This is a genomic window from Streptomyces sp. R11 (assembly GCF_041051905.1).
In the GTDB taxonomy this organism is placed as follows: domain Bacteria; phylum Actinomycetota; class Actinomycetes; order Streptomycetales; family Streptomycetaceae; genus Streptomyces.
This window is the reverse complement of the sequence record NZ_CP163432.1, coordinates 5,686,784-5,707,957: the sequence shown is the minus strand read 5'-3', so window position 1 is coordinate 5,707,957 and position 21,174 is coordinate 5,686,784. Positions and strand designations below refer to the sequence as shown.

Sequence of the window (21,174 nt, the reverse complement as noted above, 5' to 3'; positions counted from 1 at the left end):
GGTACAGCTCGGTACAGCAGTCACAGCAACGGCGCTGGCTTTCGCCGCAGATTAACGCGCGTAGACCAACCTGAAAACCCCTTCTGTCCACCTTGTTATGCGCCCGTGGCCAAGTCCACGCGCGACCTTGACCCGGGGCTTGCCGATCGCAAAGCGGGAGCGGAGGTGGAGGAGGCCGGGAACAGCGAAGCGGGCGGACATCCTCGGATGCCCGCCCGCTTCCAGCCGTACCACCTGGTGTGGCCCACTACGGCCTGGTACGACCTCGTACGACGACTGTGACTACTCGGTCTTGACCTTGATCGAGCCGTCGATGATGCCTTCCTTGGCCTTCGCCACGGCGTCCGTGAGGCCCGGGATCTTCGCGAACTCCGGGTTGGACTCGGACAGGCCGACACCGTTGACCTTCAGGTCGAAGGTCTGGGTGCCAGTCAGCGGCTTGCCGTCCTCGACGGACTTGGCCAGGGCGTAGACCGCGCCACCGACGTCCTTGAGGGCGGAGGTCAGGATGTAGCCCTTGTACGCCGACAGAGCGGCCTGCTCGTACTGGTCGGAGTCGACGCCGATCGCCCAGACCTTGGCCTTCGCGGCGGCCTCGATGACGCCCTGACCGGACAGACCCGCCGCCTGGTAGAGGACGTCGGCGTTCTTCTCGATCTGGCCCTCGGCGGCTGCCTTGCCCTTGTCGGGGCTGGAGAAGCCGCCCTCCTCCGCGGTCTGCGTCAGGTACTGCGACAGGACCTTGACCTTGCCGCCGCTGGCGTCCTGGACGCCCTGCTTGTAGCCGGCCTCGAACTTGTGGATCAGCGGGATGTCCACACCGCCGATGAAGCCGACCGTGTTGCTCTTGGTGGCCTTGGCGGCAGCGACGCCCGCCAGGTAGGAGGCCTGCTCCTCGGCGAACACGAGTGAGGCGACATTGTCGCCCTCGACCACCGAGTCGACGATGCCGAAGGTGGTGTCCGGGTACTTCTTGGCCACGGCCTCCATCGCGGGGCCGTAGGCGAAGCCGACGCCGATCACCGGGTTGTAGCCCTGCTTGGCGAGGGACGCCAGCCGCTGCTCCTTGTCGGCATTCGTCTCACCCTCGGTGGGCTCGATGTCGGCCGTCTTGTACTTGAACTCCTTCTGAGCCTTCTGCAGACCGGCGTACGCGGCGTCGTTGAAGGACTGGTCGCCCTTGCCGCCGATGTCGTACGCGATGGCGAGGCCCTTGGTCTCGCCGCCGCCGTCGCTGCCGCTGTCGCTGCTGGTACCACCGCACGCCGTGGCAGCGAGCGCGATCGACGCGACCCCCACCGCGACACGGGTCAGTTTGGATGTCCGACGCATCGTGAAGTCCCCATTCTCCAAGCCCCGCAGTGGGTGCTGAGTTCGGCGCACATTAACGCGCGTAGACACTCCTGGGAACGGGGTTTCGCCCGGCCGTTATCCATTCGTGCCGATGGCCGGTTACGTCCTTGTGAACCACCTGATCGAAAGGCACGTATGGGGCGACAGCACCGGTGGTGCCTTAGCCACGATGGCGCTCAGGACCGCCCGCCATGGGGCAAGACTCCCCCCGCTCGGCGCGGCCCGCAAGCGGAGCGGAGCGTAGGGTGCAACGCCGTGCACGGCCGCGCCACAACGGGGCGCGGGACGGTGTTCGACATGCGGGTCCGACACGCGGGGCCATCAGCCACGACGGGCCCGCAGCCGCCATCGGGCTGCAAGCCCCTACGGCGACCGACCCCCGCTCGACCCACTGCGTCGAGCGCGGCGGGTCGGGCAAAGCGCCGAGCACGGCCATGCCGCAAAGGGGCACGGGGCTGTGTTCGACGTGCGGATCCGCCACGCGGGCGCGACCAGCCACGACAGCCCCCGCAGCCGCCATCCAGCTGCAAGCCCCTACGACGACTGGCCCCCGCTTGACCGACGGCGTCGAACGCAGCGGGTCGTGACCAACGCCGTGCACGCCACCCCGCGAAGGGTTACGGCGACTGGGTCACGCCTAACCCGCGGCGTCGAGCAGTGCTGCCGCCGTGAACAGCTCCACGCCCACCTTGATGGCGGACTCGTCCACGTCGAAGTCGCCTTGGTGCAGGTCGCGCCCGATCCGGTCACCGGGCACACGGACTCCCAGTCGGGCCATGGCGCCGGGCACGTGCTCCAGGTACCAGGAGAAGTCCTCCCCGCCGAGGCTCTGCTCGGTGCTCTCGACGGAGTCGGCGCCACGGCGGGCGGTCATGGCGGCGCGCAGCAGCTCGGTCGAGTCCTCGTCGTTGACGACGGGCGGGACGCCGCGGACGTAGTTGATCTCCGACTTGGCGCGGTGCAGATTGGCGACCTCGTCGATGGCGGCGACGACGAGATCGGGCGCCTGCCGCCAAGTGTCGAGATCCAGGCAGCGCACGGTGCCGGAGAGCTCGGCATGCTGCGGGATGACGTTGGGCGCATGGCCGGACTCGATCCGGCCCCAGGTCACGGACAGGCCGCTGCGGGCGTCGGTGCGCCGGGAGACGACAGCGGGCACGTCGGTGACCACCCGGGCGGCGGCGGTGACGAGGTCGGTCGTCAGATGGGGGCGGGCCGTGTGCCCGCCGGGCCCGTCCAGGGCGATTTCCAGCCGGTCGCAGGCGGAGGTGATGGGGCCCACCCGCAGGCCGAGCTTCCCGGCGTCCACCTTGGGGTCGCAGTGCAGGGCGAGGAACCGGCCGACCCCTTCGAGCACCCCGTACTTGATGGCGTCGAGGGCGCCGCCGGGGAGGACCTCCTCGGCGGGCTGGAAGAGGAGGCGGACGGGGCGGGGCAGCTGCCCGCGCCGGTGCAGCTCGGCCAGGACCAGGCCGGTGCCAAGCACCACGGTGGTGTGCACGTCGTGCCCGCAGGCGTGCGCCCGGTCCGGCACGGTCGAGCGATACGAGCACTCACTCTTCGTGTCCGGGATGGGCAGGCCGTCGATGTCGGCGCGCAGGGCGAGCATGGGGCGCTCGCCGTCCCACTCCCCGATGTCACAGACGAGCCCGGTTCCGGAGTCGAGTACGCGGGGCCTCAGGCCGGCCTTCTCCAGGCGGCCCTTGATCGCGGCGGTCGTACGGAACTCCTGGTTGCCGAGCTCCGGGTGCATGTGCAAGTCGCGCCGGAACTCGATGAGTTCGGCACGGAGCGCCTCCGGCAAGGTGCCGGGGAGAACGGCTTCCCCTGGGTGATCGGCCTCGGACTCTGGGGACATCTGTTGGTTCACCCTCTGAAGGGTAGGACGCCGAGGTGGCCAACTGACCCTCGATCAACAAAAGTTCAACCCGTTTGGGGAAGAAAATCTGGCCGCCCGACGCGTAGGGATCGGATTGGGTGGGTAAACTCGCCCAACTCCGTCGAGTCGATCATGAAATCGACGGAGAGTGAGGATCTCACCCTCCTCCACGGATACCACGTTCAGCCGCGTCCCGTCGGTTCTGTTCATCTGTCGGAGCCCGCGTCCTGAGATGTGCCGGCTCCGGGGCGGTGTCGCCGTCGCGGACCGGAGGCGATTTGGGCCTGATGTTCCGGACGCGGGTGGGCGCGCCGGGCCCTGGCGGGCATGCCGAACGCGGCGAGGAAGCCGGCGATCGCCATGTTCGACCCCGGTGAGGCGCGCCTCGGTCATGCGGGACCGGATGTCGGCCACCATGACGTCGTACGCCAGCCACACCTTGGCAGAGCAGGGCGAGGAGCGTCAGCGGTCCGTCATCGCGCGCCACACAGGCGCCAAATAATCGGAGAGTCCGGACTCGTCCCGGCGCGCCAGTTCGACAAGGTCAAGATTCCGGAGGGCGCCCTCTCCGGCAGTCATGATTTCCCGCACCTCATCGGCCATCGGCAGTTGCTCCGGTGAGAACGACAGATCCGCTGGGCCCACCACTTCCGCCGACGCGCGAAGGAAGTGGTGGAACAGCGCGGCCAACGCGACATCCCTGACTTCGAGCTGCACCGCATCCCGAAGCCTGGCGACCTCCTGCGCTGTGACCATGATGTCGCGGGCATCGGCCGTCATGTGTCTCATTGCGCCCCCAGCGTGGTTGGTGCACGCGTGTCGTGGTCAGTGCACGCGATGCAGATGAACGAAATGAGATCAAAGAGGGAACGGGAAAGCCGGGGCTAGGGTGTGCGCCGTGAGCGCCGACGAGCCCCAGATACCGCAGATCCCGGTGAGCCCCCAGTCCCCCGAGAACTCCCAGTACGCCGACTTCATCGAGGCCACCCGGGCCTCGTACGACGCGATAGCCCTCGCCTACACGGACCGCTTCCCCGACTGGCCGGCCGACAGCCACCCACTCGACCGCTCCCTGATCACCGCCTTCGCCGAACTGGCCCGCGAGCGCATCCCGGCCCCCGTCGCCGACCTCGGCAGCGGCCCCGGCTCCGTCACCGCCCACCTCAACGCCCTCGGCCTCCCGGTCTTCGGCGTCGACATCTCGCCCCGCATGGTCGCCCTGGCCCGCCGCGCGCACCCCGAACTACGGTTCCATGTGGGCTCGATGACCTCCCTCGACCTCCCGGACGAGACGCTGGGCGGGATCATCGCGCTGTACTCGGTCATCCACATCCCGACCGAGCATCTCGCAGCCACGTTCGCCGAGTTCCACCGCGTTCTGGTCCCCGGCGGGCACGTGCTCCTCGGGTTCCAGTCCGGCGGCCCCGACGGGGACGAGGAGCACCTCCACCTCGCGGAGCGCTTCGGCCACGAGATCTCGCTCGACTACTACTGGCGCACCCCGGAGGCGGTCGCCGCCCACCTGGCCAAGGCGCACCTGCCGACCCAGGCCCGCGTGCTGCGCGAGCCGGTCGACCAGGAGACGCGCCCCCGCGCGTTCGTCCTGGCCCGCAAGCAGTCGTGACCTACCTGGCCAGTTCGCACCACACGTATTTGCCCCGGTTGCCGTGCCGGGACAGCGGCTGACATCCCCACAGGTCGGAGCAGGCCCGGACGAGGGCGAGGCCGCGCCCGTCCTCCAGCTCGGCCGGGTCATCCAACGGCCCTGGCGGTTCGGGCGGCTCGGGATCGGCGTCCCGGGCCCCGATCCGCAGCACACCCGCTGCCCGCGCACCCGCAGGGCGGCGGGGCCCTTCGTGTGGCGTACGGCGTTGGAGACCAGCTCCGTGGCGAGCAGTTCGGCGACGTCGACGAGGTTGATCAGGCCGTGCATGGTGAGGATCAGGCGGAGGGTGCGGCGGGACACCGTGACGGCTCGGACGTCGTTCGGGATGTAGAGGGAGTACTCCCAGGGCTCGGACTCGGGCTCGGTTTCGGGCATGCGGCAGCTCCGGTTCGGTGGTGCGGGGGTGCGGTCGGCGGGCGGTGGCAGTGCCGCAGCCGTCTTGGCAGGACGGAGTGGTGCGCTTCCGGGGGTCCCGGGGTTCCGCAGGGTGTGCGTCGCGTCACCGACGGTAGACCTGGATTTACAGGTCCAGCAAGCCAATCGCGTAACCTGGCCCCCGAACGAGTCGTGTATGCAGGCGTGTTACACCGGGGTGAGCTGAAAATGGCGGGGTTGAGGCGCGAGCAGACAGCACGTCAGGTGCGCTTGGGCGTCGAACTGCGCAGGCTTCGTGACGCGGCAGGCCTCACGGGCCGCGAGGCGGCTGCCCTGCTCGGGGTGAGCTCCACGCAGATCAATCAGATCGAGTCGGCTCTCAGCGGCGTGAGCGAGAAGCGCCTGCGTCGACTGGCCTCCAACTACTCCTGCACAGATGCGGAGTTGATCGATGCCCTCGCAGCGATGGCAACGGATCGGACGCGCGGCTGGTGGGAGGAATACCGAGGCCTTCTGCCCACGCCCTTCTTGGACATCTCAGAGTTGGAGCACCACGCCACCCACCGCGACGACGTGGAGTTCTTGCTCATCCCCGGCTTGCTTCAGACCGAGGCTTACGCACACGCCGCCTTCTCCTCCCGAGTCCCCGAACTCTCGGGCGAGGACCTGGAACTGCGCGTCCGGCACCGGATGCAACGCAGGGTGGTCCTCGAAGGTCCCGCCCCGATCCCGTACAAGGCAATCATCCATGAGGCAGCACTGCGCGTCCGGGTCGGCGACCGCGCCATCGCCCGAGACCAGCTGAGCCGCGTCCTGGAACTCTCGGAAGCCGGTCACATCACAGTACGTGTCGTCCCCTTCGACCTCGATGGCTTCGGCGGGGCATGGGGCACCATGATGCTGGCCGGCGGCACAGTCCCCAGGCTGGACACGGCCGTGCGAGACGCACCGCACGGCACGGCGTTCATCGACTCCGAAGCTCAGCTCAGCGTCTTTCGAACAGTCTTCCGTAGGGTAGAAGCGGTATCGCTCGACCCCATGAGGTCGCGCGACTTCATCCACGACCTGGCCAAGGAACTGTGAGGCACACCGTGACCACCCCTGACACCTGGCGCAAGTCGTCCTACTCCGGCGGCGGCGACGGCAACAACTGTGTGGAGATCGCCGCCTCCCCCACCCACATAGCCATCCGCGACTCAAAGGCCCCGGCGTACGGAATCCTCACGGTCCCGGCCGAAGCCTTCACCCCCTTCATCGAAGCCCTGAAGGCCCCTTCAACCCCCTGATCACACAGCCGTAACCGCCGACAACCGGTGCACATCCCGCGCCGTCCCCGTAACCCCCGACAAAAACCCCTGCGCCCGCGGCGACGCGTTCTCCGTCAGCCAGGCCGGGTCGATGTCGCACACCGCCACCCGGACCTCGGTCCCCGACAGCGCCAGCGGCAGGGTGTGGACGACCGTCGACGGGAAGCTCAGGATCGTACGGCCGATTGGCCCGCGCCGAGCGATCAGCTCCAGCGGCAAATCGGGCCGCACGACCTCCAACCCCGTCTCCACCGCCAGCCGGTGCAGCTTCTCCGCGCTCTCGCGGCGGTGGGCGAAGTAACGCGTGGCGCCGTGCGCCTTGGCCAGGGAGCGGACGGCTTCGAGGTAGCGGTCGCCGTCGACCACGCCCGTTTCGACCAGCGACGTGCCCACCATGTCCGCGCCCTTGGTGATGCGCGGCGGGCCGAAGCGGTCGCGGGTCCACGCGAAGGTGTTGGCGGTGACCGTCACGCCGGCCGGTGTCTCCTCCATCGGCATCGACGAGAAGATCTCGACAGTCCGGCGCTCGCTCGGCGTCAGACGCTTGCGGGCCGCGGAGGACACCGGCGCGAAGACCAGGTCGCGGGGGCCGGGGCGGCCGCCCTTGCGGTGCCAGCGGACCAGGCGCTCGCCGCGGGCGAGTTGGACGACGAACTCCATGGTCGCCGTGCCGTCGTCGACGACGACGATGTCACGGGCCTTGGTGATGGTCAGCAGGAGTTGTACGTAACGGGAGAAGGGGTCGCCCAGGACGATCCGGTCGGCGCGGCGGAGCAGGCCCGCCAGGCCGCCGATCGTCTGGAAGGGGGCCGCGGGGCCGCCGCGCGCCTCCTCCCAGCGGACGGCGTGCCCGTCCTCGCGTGCCAGTTCGGCCATCCGGCGCAGCTGGCCGCGGGTCATGGGGTCGATCGGGGACAGGACGACGAGGGTGAGTCCCGTGCCGACGGCGTGCCGGCGGGCGTGCGCCCACTCCAGCACATTTAGGAGCTGTACCGGGCTCTCGACGAAGGCGAGAGTGTGGGGGCCGGTGTTCCCGGCGCGGGGGCTCATCGACGTACGACCGTCCCGTCGTAAGGCGCTCATGCGGCGCTCGTATTCAGCTCGTGCAGCTCGCGCTGCTCGTGTTCGGGGAGCTCGAAGGGCGCCGAGCCCGAGCGCCCCCTGCTCGGGGCACTCGGACATCGGCGCACGTTCGAACTCTGGGCGTTTCGGGTCAGACCGAAACCGGCTCGCCCGCCGCCGCGGCGATCTCCGCCTCGGCGACCACACCGGCGACGCGGCGCAGCTTCTTCATCGGGCCGAGCTCGGAGTCGTAGACCTTCTTGACGCCGTCACCGAGGGAGGCCTCGATGGTGCGGATGTCGCGGACGAGGCGCGTCAGGCCCTGCGGCTCGACCGAGGCTGCCTGGTCCGAACCCCACATCGCGCGGTCCAGGGTGATGTGACGCTCGACGAAGACGGCGCCGAGGGCGACCGCGGCCAGCGTGGTCTGCAGGCCCGTCTCGTGGCCGGAGTAGCCGATCGGGACGTTCGGGAACTCCTTCTCCAGCGTGTTGATCACACGGAGGTTGAGCTCCTCGGCCTTCGCCGGGTACGTCGAGGTGGCGTGGCACATGACGATGTTGTCGGAGCCGAGGACCTCGACCGCGTGGCGGATCTGCTTCGGCGTCGACATGCCGGTGGAGAGGATGACGGCGCGGCCGGTGGCGCGCAGCGCCTTCAGCAGCTCGTCGTCCGTGAGGGACGCGGACGCGACCTTGTGGGCCGGGATGTCGAACTTCTCCAGGAAGGCGACGGCCTCGGTGTCCCACGGGGAGGCGAACCAGTCGATGTTCTTGGACTTGCAGTACTCGTCGATCTGGCGGTACTCGTCCTCACCGAACTCCACCCGGTGGCGGTAGTCGATGTAGGTCATCCGGCCCCAGGGGGTGTCGCGCTCGATGTCCCACTGGTCGCGCGGGGTGCAGATCTCCGGCGTGCGCTTCTGGAACTTCACGGCGTCACAGCCGGCCTCGGCGGCCACGTCGATGAGCTTGAAGGCGTTCTCCAGCTCACCGTTGTGGTTGATGCCGATCTCGCCGCAGATGTAGACGGGCTTACCCGGGCCGACTTCACGCGAACCGAAGTTGCGCAGGCGGGAGTAGGTGCTCATGGCAGAGATGTCCTTACTTGGTGAGGGAGTCGAGAGAGGGGCCGAGGATCCAGCTGGCGATCTCTCGGATTGCGCCGTCGCCACCGGGGGTGGTGGTGACCGCGCGTGCGGCGCCGCGCACGACGTCGTGGGCGCTCGCGACCGCCACGGGCCAGCCCACGAGGGCGAAGCACGGGAGGTCGTTGACGTCGTTGCCGACGTAGAGCACGCGCTCAGGCGCGATGCCCTGCTCCTCGCACCACTGCTTGAGTGCGAGGTCCTTCCGGTCGATGCCGTGCAGCACGGGAATCTGCAGCTTCCGTGCGCGGGCGGCGACGACCGGGTTCTGCTCCGTGGAGAGGATGAGCATCCTGAGCCCGCTCTTGCGCAGGGCTCCGATGCCGAGGCCGTCTCCGCGGTGCACGGAGACGAACTCCTTTCCATCGGCATCGATCAGCACCCGGTCATCGGTCTGGGTGCCGTCGAAGTCCAGTACGACCGCGTCGATGTCGTCGGCGGTCGGGAGGGCGCCGGGCCGGTCCGCGTCGAACAGCGGGGCCAGCGCGCGGGCGCGGGCCAGGTCGTGGGGATCGTCGATCTCCAGGACCCGGGCGGGGTCGGTGCGCACGAGTTCCGTGCGGCCGAAGAAGCGGTGCTTGTGCTCGCGGAAGCCCGCGGCGTCCATCGCGTAGGCGGCGCCGGTCTCCAGGAAGTCCTGGGGGCGGTCCTGGCGGCGCGGGCGGAAGGACTTGTCGTGGTTGACGCCGTAGCCGCCGCCGCTGGTGGTGCGGGTGGTGACCGTGTCGGTGCCGCCCTCGGCGGCCTCGCGCTCGGCGCGCAGGGCGGTCGGCTCGTCGTCGCCGTGGCGCCACACGAAGCCGTGGAAGGGCGCGACGGTCAGGGCCGTGTCGGCGCCGTTGGCGACGATCGCCTTGACGACGCCGTCGAGGTCCTCGCGGATGATGAACGGGCTGGTGCACTGCACGAGCAGGACCACGTCCACCGGCGAGCCGTGCAGCGTCTCGTGGGCGTCCATGGCGTGCAGGACGGCGGCCTCGGAGCTGGCGGTGTCGCCGGCGATGGCGGCGGGGCGCAGCACGACCTCGGCGCCGGCCTGGCGGGCGGCGGCCGCGATGCCCTGGTCGTCGGTGGAGACGACGACGTCCGTGACGAGCCGCGAGGCCCGGCACTCACGTACGGCACGCGACACCAGCGGTACGCCGCCGACGGGCATGAGGTTCTTCGCGGGCACGCCCTTGGAGCCGCCGCGCGCGGGGATCACGGCGAGCACCCTGGGCACCGAGGTGCCTTGACCTGCTTCCGGGTTGGACATGGGCTCCACTCCTTGGGCTCCTTGCAAAGGCTTCGGGGCGCGTCCCGGCGCCCCGGTCGGGTCGCTCACAGCTCCCCCATCCGCCGGATGACGGGGGCCACGCGCTGCACGCCGTGCCGGTAGGCGCCGCGCGCCGCCCGGCGCACGATCTGCCGGACGGGGCCGGGCTCCCTGTCGTGGGCGGGGGCGCCGGGCAGCGGGCTGCCGTCCGGGCCGAGGTGGTGGCGGGCGAGGATGCCGGGCAGATAGCCGGGCGCGGTGGCCGGCGTGTAGTACGGCGTGAGGGCGGGCAGTCCGCCCGGACGCTCCAGCAGCTTGTCGATGCGCTCGCGGGCCGCGTCGAAGGCGGTGGCGTACGAGCCGTCGGCGCACACGCCCTGCCGGGACACCCACTCCTCGTCGGGCGTCGGGCTGTGCCCGTCGTCCAGCTGGTCCCAGGAGGCGAGGCAGCCGGAGCCCACGAAGTGGTGGTTGCCGAGCACCTCGCGCACGCCGAGGTCGCTGAGGACGACGGTGGGGATACGGCGGTGCAGCGACTCCAGCGCTGCCGTGGAGCTGATCGTGACCAGCAGGTCGGTGCGGTCGAGGACCTCGCCCATGTTCCCGTACACCAGTTTGAAGTTGGCCGGCGGGTCGAGCCGCTGGATCAGCTTCTGGTACGGCAACTCCTCGATGTGCGTGGTGTGTTCGCCCGGCTTGGAGCGCAGCTTGAGCAGCACCTCGCGCTCGGGGTGCCTGCGGGCGTGCTGGATGAGCCGGTTCAGCAGGTACGTGCGGTCCTTGCGGCTGTCCGGCACGGAGGGCTGGGCGGCGAAGACGACGGTGTACGGGTCGTGCTCGCCGGGGTAGGGCGCGCCGCCGAGGAACGGCAGGGCGACCTCGGTCACCGCCGAGGAGTCGGCGCCGACCCCGTCGTACACCGCGCGGAACCGCTCGGCGTCCTGGCGGGAGTTGGCGAGGACGAGGTCCGCGCCGTGCCGCAGCAGCAGGCCGTCGGCGAGCTTCTCGTAGACGACACCGACGTAGCCGGTGACGACCACGGGCCGCTGGGGCTGCCCTTCCCAGACCCGCTTGAGGCCGTGCAGCATGGCCTGCACGCCCCCGCCGACGAGGGCGAGGACCAGGACGTCGTACGACTCCTGCGCCATGGTGCGCAGGAACTCCACGGCGCTCACCTCACGGAGGGAGTCGGCGTGGACGCCCACCTCCTGGAGCTGGCGGGCGGTGGGGGTGGCCCGGCCACGCAGGAGGAATCCGTCCAGACGGATGTCCGAATCCTCCGGGGAGATACGGTTCGCGGTGAGCGCGCCCCATTTCCACCGGGTATCGGAATCCGCGAGGACGGCAACTCGTCGGGTCTTCGTCGCACTTGCTGGCACATCGAAGACGCTAGGAAGCCTTTTCGAGGTTCTGCCCAACCAGAATGCAACAGACGGTTAACAGCACATCGACGAACGGCGAATCGAGCCGGGAACGGGCTGTAAAAAAGCCCGGTTCACGGCTTCGCCACACGTCGTTCACCTCGATTCAAGGCGATCGTCAAGACGAATGACGGGCTTCGTCCTAACGTCCATTGCGTGGTCAAGCTCTCCGTCATCGTGCCGTTCTACAACGTGCAGCAATACGCGCCCGACACCCTGAGGAGCCTGCGTGCGAACGCACGTGAGGACTTCGAATTCATTCTCGTCGACGACTGCTCGCGCGACGGGACGCCAGAGATCCTCGCGCGCGCGGAACGCGAGTTGCCAGGCGCCGTACATGTCAGACACGAGAAGAACGGGGGACTGGCGACCGCGCGCAACACCGGCATCGACCGCGCGCGCGGCGAGTACCTGACGTTCCTGGACGGCGACGACTGGCTCGCCCCCGGCTACTACCCCCGACTGGTCGCCGCGATCGAGGAGTTGGGCTGCGACTTCCTGCGCACCGACCACGTCCAGTGCACGGCGCGGGCGCGCGCTGTGCACCGGGTGCCGCACGGGCGCCGGAACGTCGTGATGAATCCGCGTGAGGCGATCCTGCCCGCCGACCGTTCCACCTCCGTCGACTACGCGTACGCCTGGGCGGGGATCTACCACCGCCGGCTGGTCGACAAGGGGGTGCTGCACTTCACCGACGGGCTCCGCACGGCCGAGGACCGGCCGTGGATCTGGAAGCTGCACCGGGAGGCGGATTCCTTCGCCGCGGTGAGCCTGCTCGGCGTCTTCTACCGGCGTGGCGTCGCCTCGTCGCTCACCCAGATCGGTGATGTGCGCCAACTCGATTTCATTCGCGCGTTCGACCAGGTCATCGAGGAAACCGCGCAGGACGCTGAGGCGGACAAACTCCTGCCGAAGGCCGTGCGTACTTATTGCGCCATCATTTCCCATCATCTGGGATCCATCGAAAGGTTCGAGCCCGCGGTGGCGAAAAAGCTGAAATCCATGAGTGCCGCGGCCCTGCGGCGCATGCCGCAGAACGTTCTGGACGAGGCGCTGGACTCCATGGACATCCAGCGCGCCACGCGGCTGCGCCGGCTGCGTCGCCGTCCCGCCCCTGCGGGGGTCGCCGCGTGACCACCCAGATCTTCCAGGCGTCCACCCTGTACGGCGTGGCCACCCTCGCCACCGCCCTGGACTCCGGCTGCTTCCGCCCCGCCGACCGGCGCATCCTGCTGGTCTGCAACAACGCCGCCACGCCCGAGACGACGCCCGGCCTCGACGAGATGCCGGGTTTCGAGCGGCTGCGTGAGCGCTTCGACGACGTGCTGTCGTACAACGAGACGATCTTCCCCTTCCACCCCGGTGGCTGGTCGCCGCGGCAGGACGATCTGCCGCTCTGGGAGAGGTTCCTGCGCCACGAGTGGCAACTCGGAGACGACGACGTCGAGTTGGCGGTCGAGTCGATCCAGGTCAACCCGTCGCTGGGCATCGCGCAGATCTTCACCGGCGCGCCGGTCACCGTCTACGCCGACGGCCTGATGAGCTACGGCCCCACCCGCAACAAGATCGACCCGCTGGTCGGCACCCGCGTGGACCGGGTGCTGCACCTCGACCTGGTGCCCGGTCTGAAGCCGCTGCTGCTCACCGAGTTCGGTGTGCCGGCGGAGATCGTGCCGACTCCGGCCATCACCAAGGTGCTGGCCGAACTCGTCTCCTCCGGTGACGCGCTGCCGGAGATCGAGGAGCCCGCGCTGCTGCTGGGCCAGTACCTCTCCGCGCTCGGCATCCTCAGCGACGACGAGGAGGAGGCCCTGCATGTGCGGATGCTGAAGGGCGCGGCCGGACTGGGCCACGACAAGGTGGTGTTCAAGCCGCACCCCTCGGCTCCGGCCCGCTTCACCCGCAGCCTGGAGAAGGAGGCGGAGAAGCTCGGCGTCGAGCTCACCGTGCTCGACACGCCGGTCCTCGCCGAGGTGCTGTACCAGCGGATGCGGCCCGCGCTGGTGGTGGGCTGCTTCTCGACCGCCCTGCTCACCGCGTCCGCGCTGTACGGCCTTCCGGTCGCGCAGGTGGGCACCGAGCTGCTGCTGGAGCGGCTGACACCGTACGAGAACAGCAACCGGGTGCCGGTCACGATCGTGCACGCGCTGCTTCCGGAGCTGGGCGACCGTACCGCGGTCACCGAGCAGCGCCGGAGCATGGACGTCGATGCACTGGGGGCGCTGGTACGTGCGGTGGGCTTCGCGATGCAGCCGAAGATCCTGCCGGGGCTGCGCGAGGAGACCGAGCGGTACCTGGCGAAGAACCTGAGCGAACGGACGCTCCGCTACTTCAAGCGCAAGCGCCTGACGTCCCTGGCCCTGCCGGGCGGCGTCCCGGCCCAGCTGTCCTTCATCCCCCGCAACGCCACGGTCCGCCGCATGGCCCGCAAGGCCCGCAACCTGCGGCGGGCGGTACGCCGCTGACGCCTCGCCGGCGGACCACTCGGACGGAAACTGACGGGGGTTTGTCGCCGGGGGGCGCCCCAGACTCCTCTCTTCGGCACGGGGAGTCTCCGGTGGCCGGCGGCGGAAAAGAGGCCACGCTGTGGGTACCCCGCGCGCGGGGGCTGACGCGAGCCCGGAATGCGTCCGCCGGGGGCCCTGTTAGGGCGCCTTCGCGCAGGACTCTTCGAGCAGGAGGAGCCTCCGGCCGGCCGCCGCGGAAGAGTGGCGGCGCTGCGGCGAGGCTGTTCGAGCGCGGGAAGCCTCCAGCCGCCGGCCGCGGCAGGGGGCAGCGCCGCTGAGGCACCCGGCGTGAGGCCGTGCGGGCCGGGCGGTGTCCGACTGCCGGTCGAGGGTGGCGACCCTTCGGCTGTCGGCCGGGGTGGGACGCCGGGTCGCGACGCACTAGGCCTGCGAGAACAGGGGCCAGCCGACTGCCGACTGAGCGTGGGGACAGCCGGTCGCCGACCGTAGATGGGAAAGGGCGGCGGTGCTGCGGGGCGCCCGCGCGAGGCTTTCGACCACCGGGTGCGTTCGGCTGCCGGTCGAGGCAGGCGGAGCCCCGGCCGTAAGAGCTCGGTGGCGCGATGGGCGCTCCCGCGCGGGGGCGCCCTCGGCGGTCGGTGCGGGTTGCGCGCCGAGCGGTAAGGCGGGGGGCTCGGCGCCCGGGCGGAGCGTGCTGCTTCCCTTCCTTCCCCGCCAGCCTGCCGCTGTTCAGCAGAGCGGCTCCGGTCTCAGCCACCCGTCCTCCGGCGGCGACTCGACGTAACGCTCATACGACCGTAGGGCGCCCCGCCCGCCCCTCCCAGTCGAGCAGTTGTTCAACTCCCCTCACCCACATGGGTCCGCCCAACCGGCCCCCCAGCACGGCACCCCAACGTCGCCGAAACGACACTCCGTCTATGCGGCGTTTTCACAACCGCGAGGCGTCACGGGGGTGGTGCCGGTGGGGCCGGAGTTGGAAGCGACGCATAGGTGAACTCGCGCGGACGGCGGGGCGAATCTTGCGCCGCTCGCCGATTTGGGCGTCGGGATTCGGACTAGTGTGCTGTGGTCCGGCTGAATCCCAGCGAGGGGAATCCTGTGATCGACACGCCCGAGGACACCAAAGTGACCTCCACGGGCACCGTGGTACGCACCGTCCTCCCATCGGCCGCCTCGTCCCGCCCGCCCAAGCCGGACAAGCCCCGCGAGCCCCGGCTGCGCGCACTGGACGGACTGCGCCTGGTCGCGGCGCTGATGGTGGCGGCGTACCACTACGGCGGCCGCGGCGGCGAGGTCACCGACGCCTGGGGGAGCTCGCCCCAACAGCAGTTCCCCACGCTGCACGGCTACTTCGCGTACGGCTGCCTGGGCGTCCAGGTGTTCTTCGTGATCAGTGGGTTCGTGATCTGCATGAGCGGTTGGGGCAGACCGCTGAAGTCGTTCTTCGCGTCCCGCGCCGCCCGGCTGCTGCCGGCCTACTGGGCGGCCATCATCATCGTGACGCTCGTCTTCGCGCTGCCGGTCGTCACCTACAAGGCGGTGTCCCCCAGCGACGCCCTGGTGAACCTGACGATGCTTCAGCAGCCGCTGGGCGTCGACCGGGTGCTCGGCGTGTGCTGGACCCTGTGGGCGGAGATCCGCTTCTACGCCCTGTTCGCGCTGTGCGTCGTGCTGCCCGGTGCGACCCGGCGCCGCGTGATCCTGTTCTGCGCCGTCTGGACCCTCGCCGCGGTCATCACGGAGGGCGCGCAGGAGCCGCTCCTCGACATCGTCCTGATGCCCGAGTACGCCCCGTACTTCATCGGCGGCGTCGGCCTGTACCTGGTGCACCGCGACCGCAAGGACGCGTACGCCTGGGGCATCGTGATCGTGAGCTGGCTGATCGGCCAGCACTACGCGGTGTCGCGGCTGTGGCACGCCCCCGACGTGGACGCCTTCTCCTACCGCAGCTCCTTCGGCATCATGCTGGTGGTCACCCTGGGCTACGTCGCCGTGGCGGCGATCGCGCTGGGCTGGCTGCACTGGGCCAACTGGCGCTGGCTGACGGTCGCGGGCGCCCTGACGTACCCCTTCTACCTCGTGCACGAGCACCTGGGCTGGGTCGTCATCAAGGCACTCCACCAGGGGCTGAACATCCCGTCGTACGCCACCGTCCTGCTGACCGTCGGCGCGATGCTGCTGCTCGCCCGGCTGCTCAACCGGTACGTGGAGGACTGGGCCACTCCGCTGATTCGTCGCAAGCTGGCCTCGATTCCCAGGAAGAATTAAGGAAGCGGTAAGACACCTGGTCAGCGGGGATGTGCGCACGCACGTCCCCGCTTGGCTTCTCCCGCGCGTCATCTGCCGTTCAACTGCCGCTCCTGGGATGCGGAGGGCACAGCGCGAGAGAAAGGTGTCACCGTGCGAGACCCTCGGATGACGGCGATCGGCAAGGGACTGAAGCGTCGGGGCAGGCTGATGATGCAGGCCGTGAGCCCACCGCGCGGGAACCTCAACGCCGTCCCCTCGCCCCGCAGCCCCGATGACGGCGACGCCGGCTACACCGCCCCGCCCGCGCCGCGTCTCGTGGAGTCGCCGGTCTTCGTCCTGTCCTCGGTGCGTTCCGGCTCGACGCTGCTCCGGGTACTGCTGAACAGCCACAGCCGGATCCGGGCCCCGCACGAGATGCATCTGCGCACCTTGCACGTGCACCTGTCCCGCGAGTTCACCGCGGCTGCCATGAGGGAGCTGGAGCTCGACAAGGACGAGCTGGAACACCTGCTGTGGGACCGGGTGCTGCACCTGGAGCTCACCCGCAGCGGCAAGGACGTCATCGTCGACAAGACCCCGCCGAACACCCTCATCTGGCCCCGGCTGCACCGATGTTGGCCGCAGGCCCGCCACATCCTGCTGCTGCGGCACCCGGCCGCCGTGATCGCGTCCCTGACCAGCCGCCGGGCGGACCCCGACCACGAGGCCATCCGCGCCGAGGTCCTCGCCTACAGCGAGAAGCTGGAGGAGGCACGCCGCCACCTCGACGCCCATGTGATCCGGTACGAGGAGCTGACCGCGGAGCCGGAACGGATCACCCGCGGCATCTGCGCCTATCTCGACCTTCCGTGGGAGCCCGCCATGCTCGACTACGGCGCACACGACCACGGCACCCTCCGCCCTCAGCTCGGCGACTGGTCCAGCACCCTCAAGTCCGGCCGGATCCAGCCCGCCCGCTCCGCACACCCGGACGTAGAGCTTCCGGAGCGGCTGGCAGAAGTGGCGCGGGCGTGGGGGTATCCGGACTGAAAACCGCTGGTCCGGCACCCCGTCCGGGGCGGCCTGCCACCCTCGGCGATCCGGTACACCACCAGGAAACCGATGAGCCCCCCGTTGACCATGCGATGTTGTCCTGCCGTTCATCGCACAGCTGGTTTGGCGTATTCGCACGGGGCAGACACCGGAGTACCCCGTCCGACTCGCAGGATCACAACGGAGTGCTCGCGCCTATGGCAGCCACACAGTCCACGCCCGCCGTCCGACGCCCTCGCACCCTTGACGACGTCCCCGGCTGGTTTCCCCCGCTCGACCAGGTGCTCTTCGACTGGCTCCTCGACCGGCAGCAGTCCGCGGGGATGCGCGGCGACCTGCTGGAGATCGGGGTGTTCATGGGCAAGAGCGCGATCTTCACCGGCCAACGCCTCCAGCCGGGTGAGCGCTACACGGTGTGCGACCTCTTCGAGGGCGACGCGCCGGACGACGCCAACAAGGCGGAGTCGGCGAAGTCGTACAGCGCGCTGACCCGGCAGGCCTTCGAGGAGAACTACCTCTCCTTCCACGACGAGCTGCCGCGCGTCCTGCAGGGCCCCAGCTCGATCGTGCCCGACGAGGTCCCGGCGGGCTCCTGCCGGTTCGTCCACGTCGACGGGTCGCACCTGTACGAGCACGTGTACGCGGACATCGGCGCGGCCCACGACCTGCTGCTGCCCGACGGGGTGGTCGTCCTGGACGACTTCCGCTCCGAGCACACCCCGGGAGTGGCGATAGCCACCTGGGAGGCCGTGATCAACCGTGGCCTGCGCCCGATCTGTCTGAGCACCCAGAAGCTGTACGCCACCTGGGGCGACCCCGAGCCGGTCCAGGAGGAGCTGCTGGCGATGGTGCGGGCGCGCAAGGACTGCCACCTCAGCGTCCAGCAGGCGGCCGGGCACCGCATCATCCGCCTCAAGGCCAAGGGCACGCAGGCTCCGCCGTTCCCGCCGTCCCGGCACGCGGACAGCATCCCCGCTGAGCCCGCCGCACCCGCCGCGCCCGCCGCCTCCGCCGCTCGTCCCGCGCGCCCGAAGGCGCCCCGCAGCCGCGCCCGCAGGCTCGCCGCGGATGTGCTCCCGCCGGTCGTCACCCGCGCGATCCGCAACGCCCGCCGCCGGGCGAGTTGATCCGCCGCACCGCTCAGCCGACCCCGTACCGCGCCTCGATCCCGGCGATCACCACCGCCAGACCCTCCTCGAAGTGCCGGTCGTAGTCGGTGAAGATCTCCGCGCCCGCCTGAGCCGACAAGGGAAAGTCGGCCATCAGGCGGGCGCGCTGCTCTATGTCGTACCCCTCGCGGCGCTCACCCGCGAGCGGCTCGACGCCCTGTTCCTCGGTGACGAAGCCGAGAGTGTAGAAGTACGTCGTCGAGGTCGCCCGGACCGCGTCGGCGAGGGCGAAGCCGGCGGCCGTGAACAGGCGCAGGTTGTCCTCCATCTGCTCGGCGTGCTCGATGCCGGTGAAGCGTGAGCCGCTGAAGACCTTGGCCCCGTCGCGGTAGCCGAGCAGCGCCGCGCGCAGCCCGCGGTTGGACCTCAGGAGCCGCTCCCGCCAGCCCTCGTCCGGGTCGAGGGGCGTCGCGGCGACCATCCGCCGGTACATCTCGGTCGCCATCTCGTCGAGCAGCGCCTGTTTGTCCTTGAAGTGCCAGTACAGGGCCGGCGCCTTGACGTCCAGCTCCTTGGCGATGGCACGCAGGGTCAGGCCGTCGAGACCGACCTCGTTCAGGAGCTTGAGGGCGGTGTCCGCCACGCGTGTGCGATCGAGGGGCGCTCGGCGTTCCGTATTCACGCTTGACAGCTTAACGCCGTTAAGGGCACGCTCGTGAGCGAAGCTACTTAACAGCGTTAAGGAGACGGCGCTCATGAACACACATGCGGATGTACCGGTGGACACGGACGTACTGATCGTCGGCGCGGGCCCCACCGGCCTCGCCCTCGGCATCGACCTCGCCCGGCGCGGCGTGGACGCGCTGGTCGTCGAGCGGGCGGAGCGGCTCTTTCCCGGGTCGCGCGGCAAGGGGATCCAGCCCCGCACGATGGAGGTCTTCGACGACCTGGGCGTCCTCGACGCGATCCGCGCGGCGGGCGGCAGCTATCCCGTCGGGATGATCTGGCAGGACGGCCGGCGGGTCGGCGAGCACCAGATGTTCGACCCGGCGGAGGTCACGGAGGACTCGCCGTACACCGAGCCGTGGATGGTTCCGCAGTGGCGCACGCAGGAGATTCTCTTCGCGCGGCTGGCGGAGCTGGGCGGCGGGGTCGCCTTCGGCCGGGAGGTCGTCGGGATCACGCAGGACGAGGACGGCGTGACGGCTCGCTTCGCGGCCGGCGAGAGCGTCCGCGCGCGGTACGTCGTCGCCGCCGACGGCGGCCGTTCGGCCGTACGGCGGGCCCTCGGCATCGGCATGAGCGGGGAGACCGTCGACCCGAGCCCGACGCTGGTGGCGGACGTCAGGATCACGGGCCTGGACCGGGACAACTGGCACATCTTCCCGCCGCGTGGGGACGGCCAGGACTTCCTCGCGATCTGCCCGCTCGCGGGCACGGAGGACTTCCAGGTCGCGGCCCGGTTCCCCGAGGGGACGTCGGTGGACGTCTCACCGGATGGTGTGCGCAAGGCGGTCGCCGCGCGTTCCCACCTCGCGCCGGACGACGTGACGGAGGTCCGCTGGGCCTCGGACTTCCGGCCGCGCGCGGCCCTGGCGGACCGGTTCCGGGACGGGCGGGTGTTCCTCGCGGGGGACGCCGCGCACGTCCACTCGCCGGCGGGCGGGCAGGGCCTCAACACCAGCGTCCAGGACGCCTACAACCTGGGTTGGAAGCTGGGTGCGGTGCTGCGGGACGGGGCCGACGCGGCGCTCCTCGACAGCTACGAGGAGGAACGGCGTCCCATCGCCGCGGACATGCTCGGCCTGTCGACGAGCGTGCACCGCGGCCAGGTGCGCCGCGGCGAGGCGACCCGCCAGCTCGGCCTGGGGTACCGGGAGTCGTCGCTCACCCGGGAGACACGGCCGACGCCGGGCCCGGTGCGGGCGGGTGACCGCGCGCCGGACGGGGCGCTGGGTGGAGTGCGGCTGTTCGACGCGTTCCGGGGGCCGCACTGGACGCTGGTCGCGGTGGGCGCGCAGGCACCGGAACTGCCGGAGGCGGTACGGGTGGTCGGCGGGCAGGTGCAGGCGTCGTACGGCAAGGGCCTGCTCCTGGTCCGGCCTGACGGGTATGTGGGGTGGGCGGGCGAGACGGCCGACGGCCTGCCCGCCTACCTCGCGCGCGTCGGCCTCTGATCAGGTGCCGGCGAGCGAGAGCTTCACCGCGAACCCGAGGAACAACGCCCCCGCCGCCGAAGTGGCCCCGGCCGACAGCCGCTTGCGCCTGCGGAAGGCTGCCGCCAGCTTTGTGCCGCCGAATATCAGGGCGCTGAGGTACAGGAAGCTCGCGAGCTGCGCGAAGGCGCCGAGCACGACGAACGACAGCGCGGGGTAGGCGTACGCCGGATCGACGAACTGCACGAAGAAGGCGACGAAGAAGAGGATCGCCTTGGGGTTGAGGAGGCTGACGACGAAGGCCCGCCGGAAGGGCCGCTCCTCGGCGGCCGGGGCCAGGCTGTCCTCGACGACCGCCTCGCGCCGGGCCCGCCACATCCCCCAGGCCGCCCGCATCATCCCGATCGCCAGCCAGGTCAGATACCCGGCTCCCGCGTACTTCACGATCCCGAACAGCACGGCGTTCGTCTGCAGCAGGGACGCCACTCCGGCGGCGGACAGTGTCATCAACACGGTGTCCCCGCACCAGACACCGGCCGCGGCGGTGTACCCGGGACGGACGCCCCGGCGCGCGGCGACGGACAGTACGTACAGCGAGTTGGGACCGGGCAGCAGGACGATCAGGATCAGGCCCGCGAGGTAGGTGGGGAGGTCGATGACACCGAACATGAAAAGGAGTGTGGCACGCAGGTAC

19 protein-coding genes and 1 pseudogene are annotated in these 21,174 nt (G+C 70.1%); 10 read left to right on the top strand and 10 right to left on the bottom strand.

The annotated features are described in order from the left end of the window. The first annotated feature begins 105 nt into the window (after window positions 1-105). On the top strand, window positions 106-282 hold the full coding sequence (locus AB5J55_RS26525; RefSeq protein WP_369273031.1) for a hypothetical protein: 177 nt from the start codon (window positions 106-108) through the stop codon (window positions 280-282). Here the strand turns inward: AB5J55_RS26525 and AB5J55_RS26520 are convergent, their stop codons facing one another. From AB5J55_RS26520 to AB5J55_RS26510, 3 genes are all read right to left on the bottom strand, one after another. Then, on the bottom strand, window positions 283-1,332 hold the full coding sequence (locus tag AB5J55_RS26520) for a BMP family protein (RefSeq protein ID WP_369273030.1): 1,050 nt from the start codon (window positions 1,330-1,332) through the stop codon (window positions 283-285). It abuts the gene before it with no gap. Between the two features lie 658 nt (window positions 1,333-1,990). Further along, window positions 1,991-3,211 (bottom strand): M20 family metallopeptidase, encoded by a 1,221-nt coding sequence (locus tag AB5J55_RS26515; protein ID WP_369273029.1) that lies wholly within the window; start codon window positions 3,209-3,211, stop codon window positions 1,991-1,993. A gap of 483 nt (window positions 3,212-3,694) precedes the next feature. Next, on the bottom strand, window positions 3,695-4,012 hold the full coding sequence (locus AB5J55_RS26510) for a hypothetical protein (protein ID WP_369273028.1): 318 nt from the start codon (window positions 4,010-4,012) through the stop codon (window positions 3,695-3,697). 154 nt (window positions 4,013-4,166) lie between these two features. On the opposite strand from AB5J55_RS26510, the gene AB5J55_RS26505 reads away from it, so the two are divergent. Then, window positions 4,167-4,856, top strand: coding sequence for a class I SAM-dependent methyltransferase (locus AB5J55_RS26505; RefSeq protein WP_369276306.1), 690 nt, complete (start codon window positions 4,167-4,169; stop codon window positions 4,854-4,856). Between the two features lies 1 nt (window position 4,857). Here AB5J55_RS26505 and AB5J55_RS26500 read toward each other — a convergent pair. Further along, window positions 4,858-5,273, bottom strand: a pseudogene (locus tag AB5J55_RS26500) (ATP-binding protein). A 228-nt stretch (window positions 5,274-5,501) separates the two neighbouring features. Here AB5J55_RS26500 and AB5J55_RS26495 point away from each other — a divergent pair. Next, window positions 5,502-6,356, top strand: coding sequence for a helix-turn-helix domain-containing protein (locus AB5J55_RS26495; RefSeq protein ID WP_369276305.1), 855 nt, complete (start codon window positions 5,502-5,504; stop codon window positions 6,354-6,356). Window positions 6,357-6,364: 8 nt separating this feature from the next. Beyond that, a complete protein-coding gene (locus tag AB5J55_RS26490; RefSeq protein ID WP_369273027.1) occupies window positions 6,365-6,559 on the top strand; it encodes a DUF397 domain-containing protein in 195 nt (64 codons plus the stop codon). On the opposite strand, the gene AB5J55_RS26485 is transcribed toward AB5J55_RS26490, so the two are convergent. From AB5J55_RS26485 to AB5J55_RS26470, 4 genes are all read right to left on the bottom strand, one after another. Next, complete coding sequence (locus AB5J55_RS26485) at window positions 6,560-7,630, bottom strand: hypothetical protein (RefSeq protein ID WP_369276304.1); 1,071 nt, start codon at window positions 7,628-7,630, stop codon at window positions 6,560-6,562. Between the two features lie 163 nt (window positions 7,631-7,793). After that, window positions 7,794-8,732 carry an N-acetylneuraminate synthase family protein gene (locus tag AB5J55_RS26480; protein ID WP_369273026.1) on the bottom strand — a complete coding sequence of 313 codons (939 nt, stop codon included), beginning with the start codon at window positions 8,730-8,732 and terminating at the stop codon, window positions 7,794-7,796. A gap of 13 nt (window positions 8,733-8,745) precedes the next feature. After that, window positions 8,746-10,044, bottom strand: a complete 1,299-nt coding sequence (locus tag AB5J55_RS26475) for an NTP transferase domain-containing protein (protein ID WP_369273025.1) — start codon at window positions 10,042-10,044, stop codon at window positions 8,746-8,748. 65 nt (window positions 10,045-10,109) lie between these two features. Next, window positions 10,110-11,423 (bottom strand): DUF6716 putative glycosyltransferase, encoded by a 1,314-nt coding sequence (locus AB5J55_RS26470; protein WP_369273024.1) that lies wholly within the window; start codon window positions 11,421-11,423, stop codon window positions 10,110-10,112. 198 nt (window positions 11,424-11,621) lie between these two features. On the opposite strand from AB5J55_RS26470, the gene AB5J55_RS26465 reads away from it, so the two are divergent. The 5 genes from AB5J55_RS26465 to AB5J55_RS26445 all read left to right on the top strand — a co-directional run bounded on the left by AB5J55_RS26465 (window position 11,622) and on the right by AB5J55_RS26445 (window position 18,342). Next, on the top strand, window positions 11,622-12,599 hold the full coding sequence (locus AB5J55_RS26465) for a glycosyltransferase family 2 protein (protein WP_369273023.1): 978 nt from the start codon (window positions 11,622-11,624) through the stop codon (window positions 12,597-12,599). Continuing rightward, window positions 12,596-13,930: a polysialyltransferase family glycosyltransferase gene (locus AB5J55_RS26460; RefSeq protein ID WP_369273022.1), complete on the top strand. Its 1,335-nt coding sequence runs from the start codon at window positions 12,596-12,598 to the stop codon at window positions 13,928-13,930. The genes AB5J55_RS26465 and AB5J55_RS26460 overlap by 4 nt, the downstream gene beginning before the upstream one ends. A 1,101-nt stretch (window positions 13,931-15,031) precedes the next feature. Next, window positions 15,032-16,201, top strand: a complete 1,170-nt coding sequence (locus AB5J55_RS26455; protein WP_369273021.1) for an acyltransferase family protein — start codon at window positions 15,032-15,034, stop codon at window positions 16,199-16,201. Between the two features lie 132 nt (window positions 16,202-16,333). Continuing rightward, entirely contained in the window at window positions 16,334-17,212 is an 879-nt protein-coding gene (locus AB5J55_RS26450; RefSeq protein WP_369273020.1) for a sulfotransferase, read from the top strand. A 200-nt stretch (window positions 17,213-17,412) separates the two neighbouring features. Further along, the gene (locus AB5J55_RS26445; protein ID WP_369273019.1) at window positions 17,413-18,342 is read left to right on the top strand and encodes a class I SAM-dependent methyltransferase; all 930 of its coding nucleotides are present in this window, start codon (window positions 17,413-17,415) and stop codon (window positions 18,340-18,342) included. A gap of 13 nt (window positions 18,343-18,355) precedes the next feature. Here the strand turns inward: AB5J55_RS26445 and AB5J55_RS26440 are convergent, their stop codons facing one another. Beyond that, the gene (locus AB5J55_RS26440) at window positions 18,356-19,006 is read right to left on the bottom strand and encodes a TetR/AcrR family transcriptional regulator (RefSeq protein ID WP_328424254.1); all 651 of its coding nucleotides are present in this window, start codon (window positions 19,004-19,006) and stop codon (window positions 18,356-18,358) included. A gap of 97 nt (window positions 19,007-19,103) precedes the next feature. On the opposite strand from AB5J55_RS26440, the gene AB5J55_RS26435 reads away from it, so the two are divergent. Further along, window positions 19,104-20,501, top strand: coding sequence for an FAD-dependent oxidoreductase (locus tag AB5J55_RS26435; protein ID WP_369276303.1), 1,398 nt, complete (start codon window positions 19,104-19,106; stop codon window positions 20,499-20,501). Here the strand turns inward: AB5J55_RS26435 and leuE are convergent, their stop codons facing one another. After that, window positions 20,502-21,149, bottom strand: a complete 648-nt coding sequence (leuE, locus tag AB5J55_RS26430; RefSeq protein ID WP_369273018.1) for a leucine efflux protein LeuE — start codon at window positions 21,147-21,149, stop codon at window positions 20,502-20,504. It abuts the gene before it with no gap. Between the last annotated feature and the right edge of the window lie 25 nt (window positions 21,150-21,174).

Coding starts and splice junctions, on each gene's coding strand:
- AB5J55_RS26495 (WP_369276305.1), top strand. CDS start 5,502: ATGGCGGGGTTGAGGCGCGAGCAGACAGCACGTCAGGTGCGCTTGGGC.
- AB5J55_RS26515 (WP_369273029.1), bottom strand. CDS start 3,211: ATGTCCCCAGAGTCCGAGGCCGATCACCCAGGGGAAGCCGTTCTCCCC.
- AB5J55_RS26480 (WP_369273026.1), bottom strand. CDS start 8,732: ATGAGCACCTACTCCCGCCTGCGCAACTTCGGTTCGCGTGAAGTCGGC.
- AB5J55_RS26510 (WP_369273028.1), bottom strand. CDS start 4,012: ATGACGGCCGATGCCCGCGACATCATGGTCACAGCGCAGGAGGTCGCC.
- AB5J55_RS26445 (WP_369273019.1), top strand. CDS start 17,413: ATGGCAGCCACACAGTCCACGCCCGCCGTCCGACGCCCTCGCACCCTT.
- AB5J55_RS26485 (WP_369276304.1), bottom strand. CDS start 7,630: ATGAGCCCCCGCGCCGGGAACACCGGCCCCCACACTCTCGCCTTCGTC.
- leuE (WP_369273018.1), bottom strand. CDS start 21,149: ATGTTCGGTGTCATCGACCTCCCCACCTACCTCGCGGGCCTGATCCTG.
- AB5J55_RS26475 (WP_369273025.1), bottom strand. CDS start 10,044: ATGTCCAACCCGGAAGCAGGTCAAGGCACCTCGGTGCCCAGGGTGCTC.
- AB5J55_RS26520 (WP_369273030.1), bottom strand. CDS start 1,332: ATGCGTCGGACATCCAAACTGACCCGTGTCGCGGTGGGGGTCGCGTCG.